Origin of the sequence: Pseudomonas sp. IzPS59 (assembly GCF_014863505.1) — a bacterium.
GTDB classification, from domain to species: Bacteria; Pseudomonadota; Gammaproteobacteria; order Pseudomonadales; family Pseudomonadaceae; genus Aquipseudomonas; species Aquipseudomonas kribbensis.
Map to the genome: position 1 here is coordinate 1,496,134 of NZ_CP062251.1, position 23,716 is coordinate 1,519,849.

A 23,716-nucleotide genomic window follows, 5' to 3' on the forward strand; every position below is an offset into this window, starting at 1 on the left:
AGTGAAAAACAATGACAACCACCACCTCTCATTACACCGGCGAAGAGCGCAGCAAGCGCATCTTCGCCATTGTCGGCGCCTCGTCCGGCAACCTCGTCGAATGGTTCGACTTCTACGTCTACGCCTTCTGCGCGATCTACTTCGCCCCGGCGTTCTTCCCCTCCGACAACCCCACGGTGCAGCTGGTCAACACCGCTGGCGTGTTCGCCGCCGGATTCCTGATGCGACCGATCGGCGGCTGGATCTTCGGCCGGGTGGCGGACAAGCACGGGCGCAAGAATTCGATGCTGATCTCGATTCTGATGATGTGCTTCGGCTCGTTGCTCATCGCCTGTCTGCCGACCTACAACAGCATCGGTGTCTGGGCGCCCGTGCTGTTGCTGTTCGCGCGTCTGCTGCAAGGCTTGTCGGTGGGGGGCGAGTACGGCGCCACGGCGACCTACATGAGCGAAGTCGCGCTCAAGGGCCAGCGCGGATTCTTCGCCTCGTTCCAGTACGTGACCCTGATCGGCGGGCAACTGCTGGCGGTGCTGGTGGTGGTGATCCTGCAGCAGTTTCTTTCTGAAGACGAACTGCGGGCCTACGGCTGGCGGATTCCGTTCGTGGTCGGGGCGGTGGCGGCGCTGATTTCGCTGTTCCTGCGTCGCACCCTGAAAGAAACCACCAACAAGGAAACCCGTGAGCACAAGGACGCCGGCAGCATCGCTGCGCTGTTCCGCGATCACAAAGCCGCGTTCATCACCGTGCTGGGTTACACCGCCGGTGGCTCGCTGATTTTCTACACCTTCACCACGTACATGCAGAAGTACCTGGTGAACACCGCTGGCATGCACGCCAAGACCGCCAGTTTCATCATGACCGGCGCGCTCTTCTTATATATGTGCATGCAGCCGCTGTTCGGCATGCTCGCCGACAAGATCGGCCGGCGTAACTCGATGCTCTGGTTCGGTGCCCTCGGTACGCTGTTCACCGTGCCGATCCTGCTGAGCCTGAAAAGCGTCAGCAGCCCGTTCCTGGCTTTTGTGCTAATCACCGTGGCGCTGGCGATCGTCAGCTTCTACACCTCGATCAGCGGCCTGGTGAAAGCCGAAATGTTCCCGCCGGAAGTGCGCGCCCTTGGCGTCGGCCTGGCCTATGCGGTGGCCAACGCGATCTTCGGCGGTTCGGCGGAATATGTGGCTCTGAGCCTCAAGGCCGGGGGCATGGAAAACGCCTTCTACTGGTACGTCACGGTGATGATGGCGGTGGCGTTCCTGTTCAGTCTGCGCTTGCCGAAACAGGCCGCGTATTTGCACCACGATCTCTAAACCGAAGTGCGCGGGCCGCGATGGCCCGCGCCGGCAAGGACTGTTTATGACTCAGCGACCGGGCAATCAATTGTTCGATGCCTACTTCACTGCCCGCGAAATGCGCGAGGTGTTCTGCGATCAGGGCCGGGTGCAGGCGATGCTCGATTTCGAAGCCGCGCTGGCCCGGGCCGAAGCGCGGGTCGGGGTGATTCCGGATAGTGCTGTGGCATCCATCGAGAATGCATGTCGCGCCGAGCTGTTTGATTTCGCAGCCTTGGGCGAAGCCATCGCCACGGCGGGCAACTCGGCGATTCCGCTGGTCAAGGCGTTGGGCAAGCGGATCGCCGCATCCGATGCTGAAGCCGAACGTTATGTACATCTGGGCGCCACCAGCCAGGACGTGATGGATTCCGGGCTGGTGCTGCAATTGCGTCAGGCGCTGGCGCTGATCGAAGCGGAGCTGGCGCAACTGGCCGACTCCCTCGCCACCCAGGCGCAGCGCCACGCCGCGACGCCATTGGCCGGACGCACCTGGCTGCAACACGCAACGCCGGTCACTCTCGGTATGAAGATCGCCGGCTGGCTCGGGGCTGTGACCCGCAGCCGTCAGCGTCTGCGCGAGCTCAAGCCACGGCTGCTGGTGCTGCAATTCGGCGGTGCGTCCGGCACCCTCGCGGCGCTGGGCGAACAGGCGTTGCCGATTGCCCGTGCGCTGGCCGAAGAACTGCAACTGACCTTGCCGGAACAACCCTGGCACACCCAGCGCGATCGCATCGTCGAGTTCGGCGCAGTGCTCGGTCTGATCGCCGGCAGCCTCGGCAAGCTCGGCCGCGACATCAGCCTGTTGATGCAGACCGAAGCGGCGGAAGTGTTCGAACCGTCGGCGCCGGGCAAGGGCGGCTCCTCGACCATGCCGCACAAACGCAACCCGGTGGGCGCGGCGGTGCTGATTGGCGCAGCCACCCGCGTGCCGGGGCTGGTCTCGACCTTGTTCAGCGCCATGCCCCAGGAACACGAGCGCAGCCTCGGCCTGTGGCACGCCGAATGGGAAACCCTGCCGGACATCTGCTGCCTGGTGTCGGGCGCGCTGCAACAGGCGCGGCTGTTGGCCGACGGTCTGGAGGTCGATGCCGCGCGGATGGCCCGCAACCTGGAACTGACCCAAGGCCTGGTGCTGGCCGAAGCGGTGAGCATTGTGCTCGTGCAACGGGTTGGCCGCGACGCCGCGCATCATCTGCTCGAACAATGCTGCAAACGGGCGGTGGCCGAACAACGCCATCTGCGTGCGGTACTCGGCGATGAACCGCAGGTGACCGCCGAACTCAGCGCAACCGAACTGGATCACCTGCTCGATCCCGCCCGTTACCTCGGTCAGGCGCAGGTCTGGGTCGAGCGGGCGCTGGCCGAACACAACGCATTGTCTGACTGAAAGGAGAGGGCTGTGGCTTTCATTCAACTCGCCGATGGCGAACTGCATTACTCATTGGAAGGCCCGGTCGATGCGCCGGTGCTGGTGCTGTCCAACTCGCTGGGCACCGACCTGCATATGTGGGACGCCCAGATGCCGGCGTTCACCGAGCACTTTCGGGTGCTGCGTTTCGATACTCGCGGTCACGGCCAGTCGCTGGTGACGCCGGGCCCTTACAGCATCGAGCAACTGGGCCACGACGTGCTGGCGCTGCTGGATGCGCTGCACATCGAACGTGCGCATTTCTGCGGTCTGTCCATGGGCGGCTTGATCGGGCAGTGGCTGGGAATCAATGCCGGCCAGCGTCTTAACAAACTGATCGTGTGCAACACGGCTGCGAAAATCGGCGATCCGTCGGTGTGGAATCCGCGCATCGAAACCGTGTTGCGTGACGGCCCGGCGGCGATGGTCGCGTTGCGCGATGCTTCGATTGCCCGTTGGTTCACGCCCGATTTTTCAGCGGCCAATCCGGCAGCGGCCAAGCAGATCACCGACATGCTCGCGGCCACCAATCCTGAAGGTTACGCCGCCAACTGCGCCGCGGTGCGCGATGCGGATTTCCGCGATCAACTGGCGTCGATCACGGCTCCGTTACTGGTGATCGCCGGTACCGAAGATGCGGTGACGCCACCGTCCGGCGGGCATTTCATTCGGGAGCATGTGCGGGGCGCCGAGTACGCCGAGTTCTATGCCGCACATCTTTCCAACGTTCAGGCCGGCGACGCGTTCAGCGACCGCGTGCTGACATTCCTGCTGGCCGCTTGAGGGGACTTTTGTGGACGAGAAACAACGTTATGACGACGGCATGCAAGTACGCCGTGCGGTTCTGGGTGATGCCCATGTCGACCGCAGCCTGACCACGCTGACCGAGTTCAACTCGGAGTTCCAGGAGATGATCACCCGTCACGCCTGGGGCGACATCTGGACCCGTCCGGGTCTGCCGCGCCACATCCGCAGCCTGATCACCATCGCCATGCTGATCGGCATGAACCGCGAAGGTGAACTCAAGTTGCACCTGCGGGCGGCGGCCAACAATGGCGTGAGCCGTGGCGAGATCAAGGAAGTGATCATGCAGAGTGCGATTTACTGCGGGATTCCGGCGGCGAATGCAACCTTTCATCTGGCCGAATCGGTGTGGGATGAACTGGGTACCGAATCACGCGAGTAATCGTTGAATTCGAGGGATCGCAGCCTGTGGAAGGCTGCGATCCTTTGAATTTCACACCTTGGCAACAAAGAATATCCGCTTGAACGCAAACAGCGTATGCCCGTTTTCCTCCTGCGGATAATACGCATGCAGACGCATCAAGTAGTGATAAATGAAGCGTGCCTGTTCCTCCGGCGTCAGTCCCTGCATCACCGGCCGCAGCGCCGACACCTTCACCCAGTCATAAACCGGCGACTTGCCGTCGACCACCTGCAATTGCTCGGTTTCCCAGATATCCAGCGACCGGGTCAGCGGTGCGAGCAAACGGTAGTAATCCTCCAGCGACAACAACGGCCGCGCCGCCATGCGCTGGCGCAGTTGCGGGCTGCCCAGCGGTTGGCCACCGGGGCCGGCATCCTCGAGGGTCTCGAGCATCAGGCGATACCAAAGCGCATCACGCCAGTCGGGCATATGGGCGGCCAGGCAGCCGCCGGGGTTGAGGTGGCGGAGCAATCCCGGCAACAGCGTTTGATGGTCATCGATGAAATGCAACACGGCTGCGGCGAACAGCAGGTCAGCCGGCTTGCGGGGTTTCCAGTGTTGCAACTCGGCGTGTTGCCAGCGCGCCTTGATCGGCAGGCAGCGCGCGACCTGAAGCATGTCTTGCGAACTGTCGATGCCCTTGATATCTGCCCGGGGCCAGCGATCTGCAAGAACCTTCGTGGCAATTCCGGTGCCGCAACCGAGATCGTAGATGCGTTGAGGATTGTGCAGATCGACGCGACCGAGCAGTTCATCGACCGGTTGTTGCCTGAGACGGGAAAACTGCTGATACGCCCTGGCATCCCAATCGGGAGCCGGTTTGACTCGAGTGATCATGAGGTGGTCCTCCGATGATCGGCAGTGTCTTCCGGTGACAGCCTGGCTCAAGTCCCGGGGGACCAACATCAACAGATAACGGAAGCGGGAAGGGTGGAGCGCCTGAGTCCTTCAGGTGCATCCACTGTACTCAACGATGGGTGACGATCCGTGAATCCTGACGGATGGCGCAGCCCTCTAGAGCAGGTTGATCGGGTAGCTGACGATCACCCGGTTTTCGTCGAACTCGTTATTGCTGTAGTCACGGCGCATGGTCGAGTTGCGCCACCGCACATTCAGGTTCTTCAGCGTGCCGCTCTGCACGGTGTAGCCCAGTTCCGATTCGCGGCCCCATTCCTTGCCGTCGGTGATCGTGCCTGTATGGACGTTGTCACCGCTGATGTAGCGGTTCATCAGGGTCAGCCCGGGAATGCCGAGGGCGGCGAAGTTGTAGTCGTGGCGGATTTGCCAGGAGCGCTCCTGAGCGTTGTCATAGCTTGAGTTGTAGCTGTCGTTGGCCAGGGTTCCGCCGCTGGTGCCATTGACCCGCATCCAGTTGCTGTCGCCGGTGAGTTTCTGCAGGCCGACATAGAAGGTGTTGCCGCCGTAGCGCGCGGAGAACAGCCCCGACCAGGTCTTGTTGTCGAGCTTGCCGGCCCGGGCGCTGCCGTCGTCCTTGCCGTAGAAGAAACCGAGGTTGGCGCCCAGGGTCCAGTCGCCGAGCGGCTGGCTGTGGATCAGGTTGATGTATTGCTGGCTGTAGATGTCCTTGAGTTCGGCGTTCCACAGGCCGATCTGCGTGCGCTTGCCGTTGAACGCGTATTCACCGCCCTGGAAGTTGAAGCGATCCGAAGTGAACGCCGCTTTGCCGAACATCGACATGTCGCTCATGCTGCTGTCGTCGCGCGGGCTGTTGGCGCGGAACTGGCCGCCGTACAGGGTCAGGCCATCGATTTCCTTCGAGGTGATCTGCCCGCCGCGAAAGGTCTGCGGCAGTGAGCGACCGTCGTCCGAGCGCAGGATCGGCAATACCGGCATCCACTCGCCGACCTTGATTTCGGTCTGCGACAGTCTGGTCTTGAACGCCACGTTGGTGCGGCCGAAATTGTCCGCCGGGCGACCGTCATGATCCAGCGGCAATAGTTGCGTGCCCCCCGTGCCTTTGCCGCCATCGAGTTTCACCGAGTACAACCCCAATACGTCCATGCCGAAACCGACGGTGCCCTGGGTGAAACCGGATCTGGCGTCGAGGATGAAACTCTGCGTCCATTCCTGCGCCAGGCCCTGGGCCTTGGTCGGGTTGGTGAAGTTGCGGTTGATGTAGAAGTTGCGCAGGTTCAGGTCGGCCTTGGCCCCGTCGATGAAACCCGTCTCTTCGGCGGCCACCGGCAAAGCGATGCCGGTCAGTGCCAGGGCGATCAGACTGAGTGCGCAAGGTGTTGTAGAACGTGTCATGGGCTCGGGTCTCTCTAATTGTTTGGGATGAAGCGGTTCGCAGCCGCAACCGGAGGTTGCAGACAGGAAACGGAGTCGATGAAACGAAGGGCGGGATCAGCCCGAGCGGGGAGGACGCGTGATCATGGGGGTGAACCTGTTTTTATTGGTTTTGTTGGTGTGGGCAATGGTGAGGGGGATCGGCACGGGGATTCAATCGGGGTAAACAGGGTTTTGTGCGATTATCGAACGCTAATCGGAGAGGGTTATATTTTTTGTTCTCAGCGCATTCTTAATGAAATCCCGTGTTTATGTTTCGTATTAAAGAGTTGCTCCGGCGGCGTTCTATTAATGGCGATTGTGGATGTGCTTATTTCTTTAGTGGTAGGAAATTACCTACAGTAATTGTTGCAATAAAGGCTCTCTCAATCATCGCTGGTTCAACTTAATAATTGGCGTTATCGCTTATCGTGAAAAGGTTTAACGGGAAGTTGTGTTGTAACTGGCAAAGGAAACAGGCATTGCTATATTCAGAATTCTCGAAAGGGGCAGGGAGGTTAATTGTCCCTTTGAGAGGATTAATTATTGATAACAAGGAGAGATAACATGCCTGCAAAAGTGAATCAGGAACGTCTCGCGACGGTGGTCGGTCGTGCCCTTATTGATAAGGACTTTGCGGAACAGTTGCACAAGGATGCTGAAGGCGCGGCCAAGGGCATCGGTGTGCATCTGAGCGCATCCGAACTGGGCGCCGTCAAGAGTATTGATGTAGCAAAACTGGGCACCGCCGGGGCGGGTATTCGCGACAAGCTGGGAGCGGCTGCGATATTTGACCAGCAACAACAGGTTCAGGCACGGATGGACTGATGCCCGGGGGGCTGTTTGGCGTGTCGTGGAGCGGCGATCCGGCTCTGCGTGCGCCAAATGGCCCGATTGCAAAGTGCTTGCACAGGGAGTGAGCGACGTATGTCAGTCACCTTGATTCCCATGGACGACGCGGACTTTGTGACGTTCACCGAAAGGGCGATCGAAGAGTACGCCCAGGGCATGGTCGCCTCGGGAGAGTGGAGCCAGGCAGAGGCCCCACACCGTTCCGCCACGGCTTTCACACAGTTGCTGGACAAGGGAAGGCTGACCGAAAACCATCAGCTCTGGGTGATCAGGGCCAACCAGCGACGCATCGGTGAGTTGTGGATTGCCCGCAGGCATGTCGGTGCAAAGCCGATTGCCTTCATTCTGGATATCTACATCGAACCCGGCGAGCGCCGTCAGGGTCATGCCCGGCAATCGATGCTGGCCGCCGAAACCTGGGCGCGCCAGAACGGCTGCGAGGAAATGCGTCTGCATGTGTTTGGCCGCAACCTGCCGGCGCGCGGTCTTTATGAACAATTGGGCTATGACATCGCCAGTCTGACCATGGCGAAACCATTGCCGCCTGCCTGAAAGGATGGTTGAAAAATGGATATTGGAAACCACGGCGAATTTGATTCGACGGTTGATGACTTGTTTAAAGGGAACACATTTCTTGCCGATGCCAGATATTCAAGGTTTGAAATATTACTTGAACATGTCAGTCGCAATCGTTTCACCATCTTCATGGTTTTATATGCCGAGTTATTCAAGTTGTTTTCCGGGGAGTCGCGGTTCTCGGTGTTTTTCGATCAGGCGGTGGAACTTGTATTGCTGCCACCCCGTGAGCAGGCGTCGATTATCAATGACCCGGTCTTTCAGATATGGACCGGGCAGGCGTTTCGTTTAACCAATCACTTTCTGGTCGGAAAGTCAGAGAGTGCTGCCGAACTGGAAAAGACATTATTCGAGTTTCCCGAGATGCTCGACAGGGTCAAGGCCCGAAGCAAGTCGGTCGTGGTTCAGAACGATCCGCCGGTGTACCGGTTCGACGCCGATCCGCTGATCATGAAGGCCACGCCGCCCAGTTATGAATTCCCGGAAGACGAAGCGACCCGCAAACGTCTGGAGCGCGGCGGTGTTTCCAGCCGGTTCTTCGCTGACGTAGTGAAGATTGCCTTGTTGCGGATCGAACACACCTGGCCGGCCTGCCGTGAACAGATGAAGTCTCTGATCAAATCCATTTGTTACCTGCCGGACGGAACCTTTCGCAGTTGTTCGGCTTCGCGCTACACCGGCGTCATCCTTCTGGCGAGCCGGGATGACTCGATTCTCGATCTTGAGGAATCCCTGGTGCATGAGGCGACTCACCAGTTGCTTTATCACGTCGTCGAGGTGTCTGCGATTGTCGACCCTGGTGCTTCACAGGAGGCGTCATTCAGCTTGCCGTGGTCGGGCCAGAAACGTGACCTGTATGGCTACTTTCATGCGTTTTACGTGTACATCGCGCTGGTCAAGTACATGGAGCGGGTGCGGTCGCGTTCTGCCGAGGAATTGCAGCGGGCGCAGAACCGTCTGCTGTTCATTCTGCGCGGGCTGATCCGGGCCTTGCCCGACCTTCAGGGCTGTGAGGATTTCACGCCCCATGGGCGCCAGTTGCTGGAAAACCTTGCCGCCGAGGTGCGGGCCATGGAGAGCAAATACGCCGGGCGGCTGGCCGCTGCGGCGCCACTGCCGACGACGCCACCGGTATTGGGTGCGACGGCTTGAGCCCGGGAGGCAATCATGACGATGTTCGATGCTTCGCGGTTTCCCGAGGCCGGGGTAGGGCTGGAGTATCACTTGCCCCGGCACCGGGTGGTGGATCATGCAGTCGATCCGGCCCTCGAACGGATCCTCGCCGAAGGGCTGCCGCATTTCGATTACCTGGAGTTTCAGCCGACCCACAGCATCCTCGAACCACGCCTGCTTGAAGTGGGGGAGCAGACGCCCAGTCTGTTGCATTCCTCCAGCCTGTCTCTCGGCAGTGTAGGGATCGCGATGGATCGCGAGTTTCTGCAGATGACCCGGCGGCTGTGCGACAGAACCCGCTCACCCTGGCTGGCGGAGCACATTTCCTGGTCGCGGTTTCATGGCGGCGACACCCAGCACTTCATTTTGCCCACCCTGGCAGCGGAAGTGGCCGACACGGTGGTCGCCAACGCCCTGGAACTGCAAGCACTGACCGCGACGCCGCTGGTACTGGAAAACGCGCCACGACTGTTTTCATTGGTCGACGCCCACGAGCAGCCGGAAGGCGAATTCATTTCCAGCGTGGTGCAACGCAGCGGTGCGGGGTTTCTGCTGGATCTGGACAGTGCCATTACCACTGCCAAAGCGCTGGGTTACGACCTCAAGGACTATCTGCGTTCGTTGCCGCTGGACCGGTTGATTGAAATCCACACCGGGCATCCGCGTCGGGACTGGGATCTGTTGGCGCAGCTGTTTGCGGTGTCTCCCGTCCGGGCGGTGACGCTGGAGTGGGACATCGCCGACAGGGCCGGTGATGCGCAACTGGAGGTCTTGATTCGCGACATCAAGCGTCTCAAGCCCAGGGATATGTTCTGGCAGGGCCGCGAGCCGCCGCCAGCGCCGGACACTCAGGCCCTCGAGCCCGGCTCGTTGCTCAAACTCAGGGAAAGCGTGTGGTTCAGTGTCGGGTCTTCATTCTTTGTGATGCGGGATCGGCAGTCGGGCCTGAGTCTGGAGTTCTGCCAGACTTTGTTGCCACTGTTGAACCACTTCATGACTCCGCACACGCTGGAAAGTGCGCTGATGCTGCCGGGCGTTTTGAACAGCCCGGAGCAGGGCAGTCATCTGGCTTTTTTGCAGGCGCTGGTGAGTTACGGCATTGTGCAAACGGTAGACGGCCCGACGGACGGGGCGCACAGGCAGCCGCTCCAGCTCTGGTCCCGCTGGGAAGCAGCGCTGGAGTTTTACCTCAGCACCCGCACCGGTTTGCAGACGCCCTATGTCAGCGTCGTCGAGCTAGAGGCCGAACTGGAACAGAAAGCCTCGCAGCAGCGTCAGCCGTCATCTTTCAAGGACTATCACTCTCATCCCTTCATTGCTCTGGAAAATCCGCTGCTGGTGCCCGGCGAGACCCTCGCTGAGACGACGCTGCTCGATTCGCTGTGTGCCCGGCGTACGTCTCGGGCATTCAGTGGCAAGCCGTTGACCCCGACGCAGTTGTCCTTGCTGCTCTATTACACCTGGGGCGTGACGGCGATGGAACCGAACGGTATGGGTGACTTTTTCCTGAAGAAAACCTCGCCTTCCGGCGGCTCGCTGCAAGCCACCGAGGTGTATGCGGTGCTGATGAATGTGCAGGGTTTCGAGCGAGGGCTCTACCACTACTCCGTGCGCCGGCATGGACTGGAATTGCTGTCGCGGGAGGATCCTCGGGCCTGGATCAGTGAAGCCTGCGGCGGACAACCCTGGGTGAAGGACGCGGCCGCGGTGTTCGTGTCCACCGCGCGGGTCGAGCGGTTGGCCTGGAAGTACGAGTTCAGCCGGGCGCTGCGGGTGGCGTTGATGGATGCCGGGCACCTGAGCCAGACGTTTTCACTGATGGCCACGGCGCTGAACCTTGGGTGTTTCACCACGGCGGCGCTGCGCGATGAAATGTTCGAAAACCGCCTGGGGCTCGATTATCTGGAAGAACCGGTGTTTTTGCTCAACGGTGTCGGCGGCTGAAGGCGTTGCGCAGACAACAAAAAGCCCACCGGATGGTGGGCTTTTTGTTTATCGCGAGACGATCAGAACAACTTCATCTTCGGCGCTTCTTCTTTCAGCGGCTCGTTCTGCGCGGTTTGCGCATTCCAGCCGCCACCCAGGGCCTTGTACAGGTTGACCGCACTGGTCAGCTGCGCGAGGCGGTCGGTGATCAGGGCCTGTTGGGCGCTGAACAGCTGACGCTGGGCATCGAGGAAGGTCAGGTTGCTGTCGACGCCGATGCGGTAGCGACGTTCGGCCAGACGGTAGTAATCCTGGTTGGCCTGAACGAAGTCACGCTGGGCCTGCAGCTGCTCGGTGTAGGTCTGGCGCGCGGCCAGGCCGTCGGCGACTTCCTGGAAGGCCGTTTGAATGGACTTCTCGTAGTTCGCCACGCCAATGTCCTTCTGGATCTTGGCGTAGTCGAGGCTGGCGCGCAGGCTGCCGGCGTTGAAGATCGGCAGGTTGATCTGCGGCTGAAACAGCCACGTGCCCGAACCGCCCTTGAACAGGCCGGACAGGTCCGGGCTCAGGCTGCCTGCGTTGGCGGTCAGGCTGATGCTCGGGAAGAACGCTGCACGGGCCGCGCCGATGTTGGCGTTGGCGGCCTTCAGGTTGTATTCGGCCTGAAGGATGTCCGGACGACGCTGCAGCAGATCCGACGGCAGACCGGCCGGCACATCGCTGAGCAGGTCATCCGACAGCGGTTTGGCCGCTTGCAGGTTGGCCGGCACGCCGGTGCCGAGCAGCAGGGTCAGGCTGTTTTCGTCCTGGGCCACCTGGCGGGTGTAACGCGCCAGTTGGGCACGGGCGTTCTCGACCGAGGTACGCGACTGCGCCAGGTCCAGCGCCGAGGCCACACCGACCTCGTTGCTGCGACTGGTCAGCTTGTAGCTTTCCTCGAAGGCACCGAGGGTGTCTTGAGTCAGCTTCAGCAGTTCCTTGTCGGCCTGCCAGGTCAGGTAGGCGTTGGCCACGCTGGCCACCAGGCTGATCTGGGTGCTGCGGCGCGCTTCTTCGGTGGCGAAGTATTGTTGCAGCGCTTGTTCGCTCAGGCTGCGAACCCGACCGAACAGGTCGAGTTCGTAGGCGCTGATGCCGACGGTGGCGGTGTAGGAACTGGTGATGTTCGCTTCACCGGTCTGCGATGCACGGGCCGGAACCCGCTGACGGCTGCCGCTGGCATTGGCCGACACGGCCGGGAACAGGTCGGCACGCTGGATGCGGTATTGAGCCGCGTAGGCGTCGATGTTCAGCGCCGCGACGCGCAGGTCGCGGTTGTTTTCCAGGGCAACCTGGATCAGCTGTTGCAGGGCAGGGTCATGGAAAAACTGCTTCCAGCCCTGCTCGGCAGCGGCCTGCGCCGGTGCCTGGGCCGGCGAGTACGCAGGCCCTTGCGGGAATTGCGCGGCCACCGGTGCTTCAGGCTGCTGATAATCCGGTATCAGCGAGCAACCGCTCAGCACGAAGGCGGCGACTGCGATGGAGAGTAGCGACTTGCTCATTGGCCAGCCTCTTTAGGAGTTTCTTTGGTGTCATCCTCGCCAGCGATTTTGCGCTGACCCATGGACGACACAGTGACGAAGAACAGTGGGACCCAGAAGATCGCCAGGATCGTGGCAGTGATCATACCGCCAATCACCACAGTGCCGATTGCGTGCTGGCTACCCGAGCCTGCCCCGGTGGAAATCGCCAGAGGCACCACGCCGAGGATGAACGCCAGGGACGTCATGATGATCGGACGCAGACGCATGCGGCAAGCTTCGATGGCGGCATCGCGCAGGCTGCTGCCCTGTTCGTGCAGTTCCTTGGCGAATTCGACGATCAGAATGGCGTTTTTCGCCGCCAGACCGATGGTCGTCAACAGACCTACCAGGAAGTACACGTCGTTGGACAAGCCGCGCAGGCTGGTCGCCAGCAATGCCCCGATGATCCCCAGCGGTACGACGAGCACGACTGCAATCGGAATCGACCAGCTCTCGTAGAGGGCGGCCAGGCACAGGAACACCATCAACAGCGACAGCGCGAACAGTGCCGGCGCTTGCGAGCCTGCCAGACGTTCTTCATAGGACAGACCGGTCCAGGAGATACCGACACCTTTCGGCAGCTTGGCGGCAATCGCCTCGACCTCGGCCATGGCTTCACCGGTGGAGTAGCCAGGCGCCGGGGCGCCGAGGATCTCGATTGCTTCCACACCGTTGTAACGCGACAGCTTCGGCGAACCGTAGATCCACTCGCCCTTGGCAAACGCGGAGAACGGAACCATGGTGCCGGCGGCGTTGCGCACGTACCACTTCTTCAGATCCTCCGGGCTCATGCGCGAGTCCGGCTGGCCCTGCACGTACACCTTCTTCACCCGACCGCGGTCGATGAAGTCGTTGACGTAGCTACTGCCCAACGCAATCGACAGGGTGTTGTTGATGTCGGCGATGGTAATGCCCAGTGCACTGGCCTTCTCGTCATCGATTTCCAGCTGGAACTGCGGCTCGTCGTTCAGACCGTTCGGACGTACCTGCGACAACACCTTGCTCTGAGCAGCCATGCCAAGGAACTGGTTGCGCGCGGCCATCAGCTGATCGTGACCGATACCGGCACGGTCTTGCAGGAACACGTCGAAACCGGTGGCGTTGCCCAGCTCCAGTACCGCTGGCGGGGCGAAGGCAAACACCATCGCATCGCGGAAGGTAAAGAAGTGCTGCTGGGCGCGGGCGGCGAGTTTGAACACGCTGTTGTCGGCGTTCCGTTCGTGCCACGGTTTGAGCATGATGAACGCCATACCCGAGCTCTGGCCACGGCCGGCGAAGTTGAAGCCGGTTACGGTGAACACCGACGCTACGGCATCGCCTTCACCGCCATCCTTGGTCGGACGCAGCAGGAACTCGCGCATTTCATCCACGACCACCTGAGTGCGCTGGGCACTGGAACCGGCCGGAGTCTGCACCTGGGCGAACAGCACGCCCTGGTCTTCTTCCGGCAGGAAGGAAGATGGAATACGCAGGAACAACCAGATCATGCCGACGACGATGATCAGGTAAGCCAGCAGGTACGGGGCCTTGTGACGCAGGATGTTGCCAACGCCACGCTCATAGCTTTTGACGCTGCGGTCGAAACCACGGTTGAACCAGCCAAAGAAGCCTTTTTTCGGGGTGCCGTGTTCGCCGTGCGGAATCGCCTTGAGCATGGTGGCGCACAGCGCCGGGGTGAAAATCAGCGCAACCAGTACCGACAACGCCATGGCCGACACGATGGTGATCGAGAACTGCTTGTAGATCACACCGGTGGAGCCGCCGAAGAACGCCATAGGCAGCAATACCGCCGACAGCACCAGGGCGATACCGACCAGGGCGCCCTGGATTTGCCCCATGGACTTCTTGGTAGCTTCCTTGGGTGACAAGCCTTCTTCGCTCATCACCCGCTCGACGTTTTCCACCACGACGATGGCGTCGTCCACCAGCAAACCGATGGCCAGCACCATGCCGAACATGGTCAGGGTGTTGATGCTGAAACCGGCGGCCGCGAGGATGCCGAACGTACCGAGCAATACCACCGGCACGGTCATAGTGGTGATGACCGTGGCGCGGAAGTTCTGCAGGAACAGGAACATCACCAGGAACACCAGCACGATCGCTTCGACCAGGGTTTCAACCACACCCTTGATCGACTCGGTCACCACGGGGGTGGTGTCGTACGGAAACACCACTTCCATCCCTTGCGGGAAGAACGGCTTGAGGCTGTCGATGGTGTTGCGCAGTGCCTTGGCGGTGTCGAGGGCGTTGGCGCCGTTGGCCAGTTTTACCGCCAGACCGGAGGCCGGGCTGCCGTTGAACTGGGCGCTGATCGCATAGTTCTCGCCACCCAGGCCGACGTCGGCGACGTCTTTGAGGCGAACCTGCGAGCCGTCCTTGTTGACCTTGAGCAGAATCTCTTTGAATTGCTCGGCGGTCTGCAGACGGGTCTTGCCGATGATCGTGGCGTTCAGTTGCTGGCCCTGCACGGCTGGCAGGCCGCCGAGCTGACCGGACGAGACCTGGACGTTCTGCGCTGCAATCGCGGTTTTCACGTCGACCGGCGTCAGGTTGAAGTTGTTCAACTTGGCCGGGTCGAGCCAGATCCGCATCGCGTACTGGGCACCGAAGACCTGGAAGTCACCGACACCGGCGGTCCGCGAAATCGGGTCCTGCATGTTCGACACGATGTAGTTGGACAGGTCGTCCTTGCTCATGCTGCCGTCACGCGACACCACGCCGATCACCAGCAGGAAGTTCTTCACTGCCTTGGTCACGCGGATACCCTGTTGCTGCACTTCCTGCGGCAACAGCGGGGTGGCCAGGTTCAGCTTGTTCTGGACCTGGACCTGCGCGGTGTCGGAGTTGGTGCCTTGCTCGAAGGTCGCAGTGATGGTCATGCTGCCGTCGGAGTTACTTTCCGAGGACACATAACGCAGGTTGTCGATACCGTTGAGCTGTTGCTCGATCACCTGCACCACGGTGTCCTGGACCGTCTGAGCCGAAGCACCCGGATAGGTCACGGAGATCGCAATGGCCGGTGGCGCAATGCTCGGGTACTGGTTGATCGGCAGTTTCAGGATCGAAAGTGCCCCGACCAGCATGATCACCAGGGCAATTACCCAGGCGAAAATCGGACGGTCGATGAAAAATTTTGACATGGATTACTCCCCTTTGCCGCCGGCGGCTTTGTCAGCTGCCTGAGCGGGGGCCGGGTTCTTCTTGCCGACGTTGGTCGCTTCGGTCGGTTTGACCTCAATACCCGGTTTGACGAATTGCAGCCCTTCGGTGATCAGACGATCGCCGGCTTTCAGGCCGTCTTCGATCAGCCATTGGCTACCGACGGTGCGGCTGGCCTTGAGCTGACGCAGTTCGACCTTGTTGTCCGGGCCGACGACCAGTGCGGTCGGGGTGCCTTTGAGGTCGCGGGTAACGCCTTGCTGCGGTGCGAGGATCGCGGCGCTGTTCACACCGGCCTGCAACTGCGCGTGGACGAACATGCCCGGCAACAGGGTGTGATCCGGGTTCGGGAACACGGCGCGCAGGGTCACGGAACCGGTGGTCTGATCGACCGACACTTCGGAGAATTCCAGCTTACCGTCAAGCTTGTACTGGCTGCCGTCTTCCAGGGTCAGCTTGACCGCAGCGGCGTTGTCACCGGCCTTCTGCAGACGGCCGCTTTCCAGTTCGCGACGCAGTTCCAGCAACTCGACCGAGGACTGGGTGACGTCGACGTAGATCGGGTCCAATTGCTGGATCACGGCCATTGCGTCGGTCTGTCCGTTGCTGACCAGTGCACCTTCGGTGACCGAAGAGCGACCGATACGCCCGGAGATCGGCGCGTAGACCTTGGTGTAACGCACGTTGATCTGCGCGCTCTGCAGCGAAGCTTCCGATTGCAGGCGGTTGGACACGGCCGTGTCGTATTCCTGACGGCTTACGGCCTGCTCGTCGACCAGTTGCTTGTAGCGATCGGAGATCGACTTGGTCGAACGCAGGTTGGCTTCGGCGCTTTTCAGGGTCGCTTCATATACCGACGGATCGATCTGATACAGCTGCTGGCCGGCTTTGACATCGCCGCCTTCCTTGAACAGGCGCTTGAGAATGATGCCGTTGACCTGCGGACGGACTTCAGCGATGCGGAACGCACTGGTGCGGCCCGGAAGTTCCGACGTGAGGGTAAAGGCTTGTGGTTGCAGGGTGACGACGCCGACCTGAGGAGGTGGTGCGGCGGGAGCCGCCTCTTCCTTTTTACATCCGCTGAGCAGCGATGCCAGGGCGACGGCAGTGACCAGAGCGGTAACAGCTGGCTTGAATTGCATGAAGATCCTCGGGTCAGGCGCGCGAAAAGCGCACAAGAAGTGTGGAAGGGTAAAAAATGAGTGCCGGGTGGATAAGTAGCTTGCTAAGGAATATACTTACGTTCATGGTTGTTTGTAAACACCTTGGCTGCGTACCCACTTGGTTACAAAAGTCGTGGCAAGGTCTGAAATTGTAGGCCGGGGGAGTCGATCCGCGAGAGATCCACCCCTTTTTATTCAGCGGATATTCAGCCATCCCTGAAACATCCTGTTTGAGGTTTTACTGCCATGGTTCGTCGCACCAAAGAGGAAGCTCAGGAAACGCGAAGCCAGATTCTGGAAGCCGCCGAAAAAGCTTTCTTCGAGAGGGGAGTGGCCCGCACGACGCTCTCCGATATCGCGAGCCTGGCCGGCGTGACGCGGGGTGCCATCTATTGGCACTTCAGCAACAAGGCCGATTTGCTGCAGGCGATGCTCGATACGCTGCATGAGCCGCTGGATGAGCTGGCCAAGGCCAGCGAAAGTGAGGACGAACCCGACCCGCTGGGCTGCATGCGCAAGCTGCTGATTCATTTGTTTCATCAAGTTGCGCTGGACCCGAAGACCCGGCGTATCAACGAAATTCTGTTTCATAAGTGCGAATTCACCGATGAAATGTGCGACCTGCGCCAACAGCGCCGGACCGCCAGCCTCGATTGCAATGTGCGGATCGCGCTGACATTGAGTAATGCGGTCAATCGTGGGCAACTGCCGGCGGACCTCGACACCGCCCGCGCTGCCATCAGCATTCACGCCTTTATCGATGGCATCCTGTATCAGTGGCTGCTGGCCCCGGACAGTTTCGAGCTGTACGCCGAAGCCGAGCGCTGGGTCGATACAGGGCTGGACATGCTGCGCTGGAGCCCCAGCCTGCGCAAATGAAACAAAATGCGTAATTGGATCAGGTTATGTCAATGAAGCAGGCGGATGAAGATCCCTGTTCGATCGCCTCGCCGCAGTGGATTGCTTTTATATACCTCAACCCATCGAGTTGATACGTAGCGAACTACGTATTTTGTAGGGATTTTGTGTCAAACCTGTGAGCGATTCGCGAACCCCGCGCCCAATAAAAAGCCCCCGGCTCTCACGAGTCGGGGGCTTTTTGCGTTTCTGCGGTGCGATTTACAGCGTCGGGTAGTCGAGGTAACCGACTGCGCCTTTGCCGTAGAAGGTTTCCGGGTGCGGTTGGTTCAGCGGCGCGTCGGCCTTCAGACGGGCCGGCAGGTCCGGGTTGGCAATGAACGGGATGCCGAACGCCACGGCGTCAGCCTTGCCCTCGGCCAGCCACGCGTTGGCGCTGTCCTTGGTGAAGCGCTCGTTGGCGATGTACGCGCCGCCGAAAGCTTCTTTCAGCTGTGGGCCGAGGCTGTCGGCGCCTTCTTTCTCGCGGGAGCAGATGAAAGCAATGCCACGCTTGCCCAGTTCGCGGGCAACGTAGGTGAAGGTCTCTGCCAGGTTGTCGTCGCCCATGTCATGGGAGTCGGCACGTGGTGCCAGGTGTACGCCGACACGGCCGGCGCCCCAGACTTCGATGGCGGCGTCGGTCACTTCCAGCAGCAGGCGGGCACGGTTTTCCAGGGAACCGCCGTAGTTGTCGGTGCGCTGGTTGGTGCTGCTTTGCAGGAACTGGTCGAGCAGGTAACCGTTGGCGCCGTGGATTTCCACGCCGTCGAAACCGGCAGCCTTGGCGTTTTCCGCACCGACGCGGTAGGCATCGACGATGTCGGCGATTTCAGCGGTTTCCAGCGCGCGTGGCGTCGGGAAATCGGCCAGTGGGCGAACCAGGCTGACGTGGCCTTTAGGCTGGATGGCGCTCGGTGCAACCGGGGTTTCGCCGTTCAGGTACGACGGGTGGGAAATCCGGCCCACGTGCCACAGTTGCAGGACTATCTTGCCGCCTGCCGCGTGAACAGCCTTGGTCACGTTGGTCCAGCCGCGCACCTGATCGTTGGACCAGATGCCCGGGGTGTCCGGGTAGCCGACGCCCATCGGGGTCACCGAGGTGGCTTCGCTGAGGATCAGGCCGGCGGAGGCGCGTTGTACGTAGTACTCGGCCATCAGCGCGTTCGGCACGCGGCCTTCGTCGGCGCGGCAGCGGGTCAGCGGCGCCATGATGATGCGGTTGGACAGCTCGAGGTCGCCCAGTTTGATCGGATCGAAAATTGTTGCCATGAGATACAACCCTCGTGAAGTAAGTGAGTGAATCAGTTAGCGGTGGCCAGCTCGGGATTACCGTTCCGGCGGAATGTGATCAGGGTTACCAGCAGTGCCAGGATCGCCAGCGCCGCAGCGGCGAGAGGTACGCTGGTCAGGCCGTAGCCGTGGGCGATGACGCTGCCGCCGACCCAGGCGCCGAGGGCGTTGCCGACGTTGAAGGCGCCGATGTTCAGGGTCGACACCAGGTTCGGTGCGGCCTGGCCGTAGGTCACGACGTTCACTTGCAGGGCCGGCACGGCGGCGAAACACGCGGTGGCCCAGAGGAACAGGGTGATTTCGGTCGGGATCAGCGCGACGCTGGTCCAGGTCAGGACGGTGGAGGTCACGGCCATGGCGATGAACACGCCGATCAGCGTCGCGGCCAGGCCTTTGTCGGCCATCTTGCCGCCGATGATGTTGCCGACGGTCAGGCCCAGGCCGATCAACATCAGGGTCCAGGTCACGCCACGGGGCGAGACGCCGGTGACATCGCCCAGCAGCGGTGCGACATAGGTGAACAGGGTGAATACCGACGCAGCGAACAGTGCAGTCATGCTCAGTGACAGCCAGATACCGGCGCCCTTGAGCGCGGCCAGTTCGGCGCGCATGTCGAGTTTTTCTTCGTCACGCTTGGCCGGCAGGAAGCGGATCAGGCCGATCAGCGCGATCACACCGATCACGGTCACTGCCCAGAAGGTCGAGCGCCAGCCGGCTTCCTGACCGAGGGCGGTGCCCAGCGGTACGCCAAGGACGTTGGCCAGGGTCAGGCCGGTGAACATCAGGGCCACGGCCGAAGCACGTTTGTTAGGCGCCACCAGGTTGGCCGCGACCACCGAACCGATGCCGAAGAACGCACCGTGGCAGAGGGCGGTGACCACTCGGGCGAACATCAGCACCTCGTAGTCAGTGGCGATGGCGCAGAGCAGGTTGCCGATAATGAAGATGCCCATCAACGCCACCAGTGCAGCCTTGCGCGGCAGTTTGGCGGTTGCCATCGCCATGAACGGTGCACCGATGGCCACGCCCAGAGCGTAACCGGTCACCAGCCAGCCGGCGCCGGGAATCGACACGCCGAGATCCGCCGCCACATCGGGCAACAGGCCCATGATGACGAATTCCGTGGTGCCGATGGCGAAGGCGCTCAGGGCGAGTATGAGGAGCGAGAGGGGCATCATTTAGTCCTTTTCGGCTGGCTGACGTTAAGGGTCAGAGCTCTTTACTGAGAGTGCTGAGGAACGCCTGGATCACGTCCTCGTTGCGTTTGAAAAAGTGCCACTGCCCGGCCTTCTGGCTGCTGATCAGCCCGGCCCGTTGCAGGGTGGCCAGGTGGGCGGAGACGGTCGATTGCGACAGGCCGCAGCGTTGATCGATCTGCCCGGCGCAGATGCCGTACTCGTGGTTGTGGATCTGTTCCGGAAACTGGGCTTTCGGGTCTTTCAGCCAGTTGAGGATGTCTCGCCGTACTGGGTGTGCCAGGGCTTTTATTATTTCGTCGAGGTCAATGTTCATGGCTGGTTGCTCGTGATGTGTGTAGCGCTATATCGCGATGAGGCGAACTTTAAATCGGTATTTCGCGATATACCAATATGAATTCGATCTGACGACCGCATAAATCGGTATATCGGGTTATAACGATATGTGAGGTGTAAACAAACGCGGGCGCGGTGCTAAGCTGCGCCCATGAACTATCTCGCACATTTGCACCTCGGTGGCCAGCGCCCCGGTCAACTGCTCGGCAGTCTGTATGGCGATTTTGTCAAAGGACGGCTGCAAGGGCAGTTCGATCCGGAGATCGAAGCGGCAATTACCTTGCATCGTCAGATCGATGTGTTCACCGATCGCCACCCGTTGGTCGACGCTTCGCTGGCGCGGTTTTCCATGACCCGCCGCCGTTACGCCGGCATCGTCCTCGACGTGTTTTTCGACCATTGCCTGGCCCGAGACTGGACGCTCTACGCCGACCGGCCGCTGGGACAATTCACCACGGACGTTTACCGCGTGCTGTCCAGCGAGCGGCAATTGCCCGAGCGCCTGGCGAAGATCGCCCCGCACATGGTGGCCAATGACTGGTTGGGTTCGTATCAGGAATTCGAAGTGCTGGAACAGGTGCTGCGCGGGATTTCCCGGCGCCTGAGCAAACCTGAAGAACTGACGGGGGCGATGCAGGAATTGCGGCGTCTGTATGAACCGCTCAGTGATGACTTTCGCTTGTTCTACCCACAGCTGCAGGACTTCGCCGGCCGGCAGCTGTAGGCAGAGGATGACGATCAGGCAGCGATCAGCTCGCCTGTACGACGCGGCTCGGCCGGTTTGGCCACCTCGCCGAACAACGCTTTCTGCACCGCTTGCTGGGCTTCGTACGCCAGTGCTGCACGTTCCCGACCCTGACAGGCAATCGGCTTGAGCAGGTGAACTTCCACCTCGCCGCAATCGTTGCTGAACAGACGCATCAGGTGCGACAGCAGATCATCGTCACCAATGAACGGTGCCAGCGTATCGATTTCGCCGTCGCGCAGATAACGGATCGCCACCGGTTGCAGCATCACTTCGGAATCAATCGCCGCCGACAGCAGGCGACCATGGAAGGTACGCAGCGAGCGGCCGTCGGTGGTGGTGCCTTCCGGGAACATCAGCAGCGGATGATCGGTTTGCAGGTGACGGGTCATCTGCTTGCGGATCAACTGGCTGTCGCCCGAACCGCGACGAATGAACAGGCTGCCAGCCTTCGCCGCCAGCCAGCCGGCCACCGGCCAGGTGCGCACCTCGGCCTTGGACAGAAACGACAGCGGCGTGAGCATGCCGAGCAGCGGAATGTCAGTCCACGACACGTGGTTGCTGACCCACAGCATTGGCTGCTTCGGCAGTTCACCATGGACGGTTACGCGAAAGGGCAGGGCATTGCTCAGGCGCGCCATGAAAAAACGCGACCAGCGCTGCCGGCGTTGCATCGAATGGGCCAGCCCCAGACGTTCGAAAACCCCGAAGACACTGGCCATGCTCAGGCCCAGCGTCACCACCAGCAGCACCCGCGCGATCCGCGCGTACACCCGCAGCCGGCTCATCACACGGCCGCCTTGAAGTGCTTGGCGTAGCGCGGGCAGAGTTCGTCGCGCTTGAGCAGGATGAACACGTCGGCGACCTGGAAATCCTCGTCCCAGCATGGCTCGCCGCAGATCTTCGCGCCCAGGCGCATGTAGGCCTTGAGCAGCGGTGGCATTTCGGCGATCACGTTCGAAGGAAGATCCAGCGTTGGCAGCGGATTCTTCGGCTCGGCGCGCAGGTGTTCGGTGCACAGGTAACGTTCGCGCAGGCGTTGCATGATCGCGTGGGCCTGTACGCCGCCGTCCTGCATCGGAATGCTCGCACAACCCATCAGGTAGCTGTAGCCGCCCTGATTGAGGACTTCGGCCAGTTCGCCCCAGAGCACGGCGATGGTGCCGCCGTTGCGGTAGGCCGGGTCGACGCAGGTGCGACCGATTTCCAGGATCGGGCCTTGCAGACCGGCGAGGCCGTGCAGGCTGAATTCTTCTTCACTGTAGAACTTGCCCAGGCTGCTGGCGGCGGTGTGATCGAGCAAGCGGGTGGTCGCCACCAGGCGGCCGGTGTTCAGGTCACGCACGCCGATGTGGCTGCAGTGAACATCATAGTCATCCATGTCCAGACCCAGTTCCGCGCCTTTCAGCTTGGCGTTGAACTCGCCGCTGAACACGTTGAAACGCAAGGCCTGGGCTTGCTGCAAGGCCTCGGCGCCGATCAGGCGTTCGGCTTGCAGGCGGCGTTCATTGCCGGTGTCGCTGATGCGGGCGATCTGAGTCATTTGAATCTCCGTACGGGCCTTTAACCCGTCGTGGGTTACAGCCGATCGACTTTCTTTATGCAGCTGTGTTGTGCAAAGTCAGGCTATGTAGCCCCGGTGTCATCGCCATGAATGTTTGGTGATGCTTATATGACAGCCCACGAGGAGCCTCTGATGACCTGGTCGACCCTGCTTGAATGTCGCGAACGCCTGCCCGCCGTTGCCGATCTGGCGGAGGGTTTCGCCACGCTGCTGCATCAACTGGGCAGCGTCACGCCGTTCGAACTGGCGGTGGCGGGAGGGCGGCGGATGGCGACGCCGGGGCTGGCATTTCTGGTGGGCTATCAGGCCGCGTTGCGCATGCTTTGGCCGAGCGCACCGCCGAGCCTGGGCGCGTTATGTGCGACCGAACAGCGCAGCCTGCGCCCGGCGGACATGCAGACTCGGCTCACGGATCTGCGCCTCACCGGGCAAAAGGATTTCGTTACCGCCGGCGACGCGGCGGACTGGCTGCTGATCGCCGCCCGCAGTGAACAACCCGGCGAATCACCGCGCCTGAGCCTGGCGGTGGTGTACCCCGGCGAATCCGGTGTGCGTGTGGAAAAACTCCCGGCACTGCCGTTGATGCCGGACATCAGCCATGGCCGCTTGCACCTCGACGACGCCCTGTGCGAGCTGCTCGCCGGGGACGGTTGGGACGCTTACGTCAAACCGTTCCGCACCCTTGAAGATGTTTACGTGTTGAGCGCAATGACTGCATGGCTGTACGGCGTAGGTCAGGACAGCGGCTGGCCGCAGCCGCTGCAATTGCGCTTGCTGGCGCTGTTGGCCGGGTGTGCGGAAGTCAGTCGCCAGCCGCCGAACAATCCGGCGGGGCATGTGTTGCTCGGTGGCTTGTTTGCCCAGTTCGACGGGCTTAAACCGGAAGTCGATCAGGCGTTGCGCGACAGTCATCCGGAGTGGGCGGCGATGTGGCAGCGTGATCAGGCGCTGATGCAACTGGCAGCAGGCGCACGGGCCAAACGACTGGCCAAGGCGCTGGCGGCAAGCCAAAACACATCTGTCATGAACGCCGGCTAGT

The 23,716-nt window shown here is 61.1% G+C and carries 21 protein-coding genes; 11 read left to right on the plus strand and 10 right to left on the minus strand.

What is annotated here, in order from left to right:
- The first annotated feature begins 11 nt into the window (after nucleotides 1-11).
- From IF189_RS06660 to pcaC, 4 genes are read left to right on the plus strand one after another with little or no spacing between them, the layout of a single operon-like run.
- Nucleotides 12-1,307, plus strand: coding sequence for an MFS family transporter (locus IF189_RS06660; protein ID WP_114881728.1), 1,296 nt, complete (start codon nucleotides 12-14; stop codon nucleotides 1,305-1,307).
- A 46-nt stretch (nucleotides 1,308-1,353) separates the two neighbouring features.
- A complete protein-coding gene (locus IF189_RS06665) occupies nucleotides 1,354-2,718 on the plus strand; it encodes a 3-carboxy-cis,cis-muconate cycloisomerase (RefSeq protein WP_192553007.1) in 1,365 nt (454 codons plus the stop codon).
- 12 nt (nucleotides 2,719-2,730) lie between these two features.
- Nucleotides 2,731-3,522, plus strand: coding sequence for a 3-oxoadipate enol-lactonase (pcaD, locus tag IF189_RS06670; protein ID WP_134825734.1), 792 nt, complete (start codon nucleotides 2,731-2,733; stop codon nucleotides 3,520-3,522).
- 10 nt (nucleotides 3,523-3,532) lie between these two features.
- Nucleotides 3,533-3,925 (plus strand): 4-carboxymuconolactone decarboxylase, encoded by a 393-nt coding sequence (gene pcaC, locus IF189_RS06675; protein WP_192553008.1) that lies wholly within the window; start codon nucleotides 3,533-3,535, stop codon nucleotides 3,923-3,925.
- A 51-nt stretch (nucleotides 3,926-3,976) separates the two neighbouring features.
- Here the strand turns inward: pcaC and IF189_RS06680 are convergent, their stop codons facing one another.
- Both IF189_RS06680 and IF189_RS06685 read right to left on the minus strand, forming a co-directional pair.
- Nucleotides 3,977-4,783 (minus strand): methyltransferase domain-containing protein, encoded by an 807-nt coding sequence (locus IF189_RS06680; RefSeq protein ID WP_192553009.1) that lies wholly within the window; start codon nucleotides 4,781-4,783, stop codon nucleotides 3,977-3,979.
- Between the two features lie 177 nt (nucleotides 4,784-4,960).
- Entirely contained in the window at nucleotides 4,961-6,217 is a 1,257-nt protein-coding gene (locus IF189_RS06685) for an OprD family porin (RefSeq protein WP_192553010.1), read from the minus strand.
- A gap of 585 nt (nucleotides 6,218-6,802) precedes the next feature.
- Here IF189_RS06685 and IF189_RS06690 point away from each other — a divergent pair.
- The 4 genes from IF189_RS06690 (at nucleotide 6,803) to IF189_RS06705 (ending at nucleotide 10,780) form a co-directional block, all read left to right on the plus strand.
- Nucleotides 6,803-7,063, plus strand: coding sequence for an Os1348 family RiPP precursor (locus tag IF189_RS06690; RefSeq protein ID WP_119427265.1), 261 nt, complete (start codon nucleotides 6,803-6,805; stop codon nucleotides 7,061-7,063).
- A gap of 99 nt (nucleotides 7,064-7,162) precedes the next feature.
- Nucleotides 7,163-7,639, plus strand: coding sequence for a GNAT family N-acetyltransferase (locus tag IF189_RS06695; protein WP_192553011.1), 477 nt, complete (start codon nucleotides 7,163-7,165; stop codon nucleotides 7,637-7,639).
- A 15-nt stretch (nucleotides 7,640-7,654) separates the two neighbouring features.
- A complete protein-coding gene (locus IF189_RS06700; RefSeq protein WP_192553012.1) occupies nucleotides 7,655-8,815 on the plus strand; it encodes an aKG-HExxH-type peptide beta-hydroxylase in 1,161 nt (386 codons plus the stop codon).
- 15 nt (nucleotides 8,816-8,830) lie between these two features.
- Nucleotides 8,831-10,780 carry a DUF692 family multinuclear iron-containing protein gene (locus IF189_RS06705; protein ID WP_192553013.1) on the plus strand — a complete coding sequence of 650 codons (1,950 nt, stop codon included), beginning with the start codon at nucleotides 8,831-8,833 and terminating at the stop codon, nucleotides 10,778-10,780.
- Between the two features lie 62 nt (nucleotides 10,781-10,842).
- Here the strand turns inward: IF189_RS06705 and emhC are convergent, their stop codons facing one another.
- Genes emhC through emhA form a run of 3 tightly spaced genes read right to left on the minus strand, consistent with a single transcriptional unit; the run spans nucleotide 10,843 to nucleotide 16,625 of the window.
- Entirely contained in the window at nucleotides 10,843-12,303 is a 1,461-nt protein-coding gene (gene emhC / locus IF189_RS06710) for an efflux RND transporter outer membrane subunit EmhC (RefSeq protein ID WP_134825740.1), read from the minus strand.
- Complete coding sequence (gene emhB / locus IF189_RS06715) at nucleotides 12,300-15,464, minus strand: efflux RND transporter permease subunit EmhB (protein ID WP_134825741.1); 3,165 nt, start codon at nucleotides 15,462-15,464, stop codon at nucleotides 12,300-12,302. The genes emhC and emhB overlap by 4 nt, the downstream gene beginning before the upstream one ends.
- Nucleotides 15,465-15,467: 3 nt before the next feature.
- The gene (gene emhA / locus IF189_RS06720; RefSeq protein WP_192553014.1) at nucleotides 15,468-16,625 is read right to left on the minus strand and encodes an efflux RND transporter periplasmic adaptor subunit EmhA; all 1,158 of its coding nucleotides are present in this window, start codon (nucleotides 16,623-16,625) and stop codon (nucleotides 15,468-15,470) included.
- 267 nt (nucleotides 16,626-16,892) lie between these two features.
- Here emhA and emhR point away from each other — a divergent pair, with 267 nt between their 5' ends.
- Entirely contained in the window at nucleotides 16,893-17,525 is a 633-nt protein-coding gene (emhR, locus tag IF189_RS06725) for an efflux system transcriptional repressor EmhR (protein ID WP_114881735.1), read from the plus strand.
- 240 nt (nucleotides 17,526-17,765) lie between these two features.
- Here the strand turns inward: emhR and IF189_RS06730 are convergent, their stop codons facing one another.
- The 3 genes from IF189_RS06730 to IF189_RS06740 are packed head-to-tail and all read right to left on the minus strand — an operon-like array spanning nucleotide 17,766 to nucleotide 20,348.
- Nucleotides 17,766-18,815, minus strand: a complete 1,050-nt coding sequence (locus IF189_RS06730) for an alkene reductase (RefSeq protein WP_085712981.1) — start codon at nucleotides 18,813-18,815, stop codon at nucleotides 17,766-17,768.
- Between the two features lie 32 nt (nucleotides 18,816-18,847).
- Nucleotides 18,848-20,011 (minus strand): MFS transporter, encoded by a 1,164-nt coding sequence (locus IF189_RS06735; protein ID WP_085712982.1) that lies wholly within the window; start codon nucleotides 20,009-20,011, stop codon nucleotides 18,848-18,850.
- A 34-nt stretch (nucleotides 20,012-20,045) separates the two neighbouring features.
- A complete protein-coding gene (locus IF189_RS06740; RefSeq protein WP_007957866.1) occupies nucleotides 20,046-20,348 on the minus strand; it encodes an ArsR/SmtB family transcription factor in 303 nt (100 codons plus the stop codon).
- Nucleotides 20,349-20,519: 171 nt separating this feature from the next.
- On the opposite strand from IF189_RS06740, the gene IF189_RS06745 reads away from it, so the two are divergent.
- Nucleotides 20,520-21,092, plus strand: a complete 573-nt coding sequence (locus IF189_RS06745; RefSeq protein WP_192553015.1) for an ACP phosphodiesterase — start codon at nucleotides 20,520-20,522, stop codon at nucleotides 21,090-21,092.
- A gap of 14 nt (nucleotides 21,093-21,106) precedes the next feature.
- On the opposite strand, the gene IF189_RS06750 is transcribed toward IF189_RS06745, so the two are convergent.
- Together IF189_RS06750 and olsB are read right to left on the minus strand one after the other, a co-directional pair.
- Complete coding sequence (locus IF189_RS06750) at nucleotides 21,107-21,901, minus strand: lysophospholipid acyltransferase family protein (protein WP_192553016.1); 795 nt, start codon at nucleotides 21,899-21,901, stop codon at nucleotides 21,107-21,109.
- On the minus strand, nucleotides 21,901-22,656 hold the full coding sequence (olsB, locus tag IF189_RS06755; protein WP_085712985.1) for an L-ornithine N(alpha)-acyltransferase: 756 nt from the start codon (nucleotides 22,654-22,656) through the stop codon (nucleotides 21,901-21,903). The genes IF189_RS06750 and olsB overlap by 1 nt, the downstream gene beginning before the upstream one ends.
- A 153-nt stretch (nucleotides 22,657-22,809) precedes the next feature.
- On the opposite strand from olsB, the gene IF189_RS06760 reads away from it, so the two are divergent.
- On the plus strand, nucleotides 22,810-23,715 hold the full coding sequence (locus IF189_RS06760; protein WP_134825745.1) for an acyl-CoA dehydrogenase family protein: 906 nt from the start codon (nucleotides 22,810-22,812) through the stop codon (nucleotides 23,713-23,715).
- Nucleotide 23,716 lies beyond the last annotated feature (1 nt).

What these genes read in the sequence shown, in the direction of transcription:
- IF189_RS06700 (WP_192553012.1), top strand. Translation starts at nt 7,655, where the DNA reads ATGGATATTGGAAACCACGGCGAATTTGATTCGACGGTTGATGACTTG.
- IF189_RS06680 (WP_192553009.1), bottom strand. Translation starts at nt 4,783, where the DNA reads ATGATCACTCGAGTCAAACCGGCTCCCGATTGGGATGCCAGGGCGTAT.
- IF189_RS06665 (WP_192553007.1), top strand. Translation starts at nt 1,354, where the DNA reads ATGACTCAGCGACCGGGCAATCAATTGTTCGATGCCTACTTCACTGCC.
- IF189_RS06660 (WP_114881728.1), top strand. Translation starts at nt 12, where the DNA reads ATGACAACCACCACCTCTCATTACACCGGCGAAGAGCGCAGCAAGCGC.
- IF189_RS06740 (WP_007957866.1), bottom strand. Translation starts at nt 20,348, where the DNA reads ATGAACATTGACCTCGACGAAATAATAAAAGCCCTGGCACACCCAGTA.
- IF189_RS06745 (WP_192553015.1), top strand. Translation starts at nt 20,520, where the DNA reads ATGAACTATCTCGCACATTTGCACCTCGGTGGCCAGCGCCCCGGTCAA.
- emhB (WP_134825741.1), bottom strand. Translation starts at nt 15,464, where the DNA reads ATGTCAAAATTTTTCATCGACCGTCCGATTTTCGCCTGGGTAATTGCC.
- IF189_RS06705 (WP_192553013.1), top strand. Translation starts at nt 8,831, where the DNA reads ATGACGATGTTCGATGCTTCGCGGTTTCCCGAGGCCGGGGTAGGGCTG.
- emhR (WP_114881735.1), top strand. Translation starts at nt 16,893, where the DNA reads ATGGTTCGTCGCACCAAAGAGGAAGCTCAGGAAACGCGAAGCCAGATT.
- olsB (WP_085712985.1), bottom strand. Translation starts at nt 22,656, where the DNA reads ATGACTCAGATCGCCCGCATCAGCGACACCGGCAATGAACGCCGCCTG.
- emhC (WP_134825740.1), bottom strand. Translation starts at nt 12,303, where the DNA reads ATGAGCAAGTCGCTACTCTCCATCGCAGTCGCCGCCTTCGTGCTGAGC.
- IF189_RS06695 (WP_192553011.1), top strand. Translation starts at nt 7,163, where the DNA reads ATGTCAGTCACCTTGATTCCCATGGACGACGCGGACTTTGTGACGTTC.
- IF189_RS06735 (WP_085712982.1), bottom strand. Translation starts at nt 20,011, where the DNA reads ATGCCCCTCTCGCTCCTCATACTCGCCCTGAGCGCCTTCGCCATCGGC.
- IF189_RS06690 (WP_119427265.1), top strand. Translation starts at nt 6,803, where the DNA reads ATGCCTGCAAAAGTGAATCAGGAACGTCTCGCGACGGTGGTCGGTCGT.
- IF189_RS06750 (WP_192553016.1), bottom strand. Translation starts at nt 21,901, where the DNA reads ATGAGCCGGCTGCGGGTGTACGCGCGGATCGCGCGGGTGCTGCTGGTG.
- IF189_RS06685 (WP_192553010.1), bottom strand. Translation starts at nt 6,217, where the DNA reads ATGACACGTTCTACAACACCTTGCGCACTCAGTCTGATCGCCCTGGCA.
- IF189_RS06730 (WP_085712981.1), bottom strand. Translation starts at nt 18,815, where the DNA reads ATGGCAACAATTTTCGATCCGATCAAACTGGGCGACCTCGAGCTGTCC.
- emhA (WP_192553014.1), bottom strand. Translation starts at nt 16,625, where the DNA reads ATGCAATTCAAGCCAGCTGTTACCGCTCTGGTCACTGCCGTCGCCCTG.
- IF189_RS06760 (WP_134825745.1), top strand. Translation starts at nt 22,810, where the DNA reads ATGACCTGGTCGACCCTGCTTGAATGTCGCGAACGCCTGCCCGCCGTT.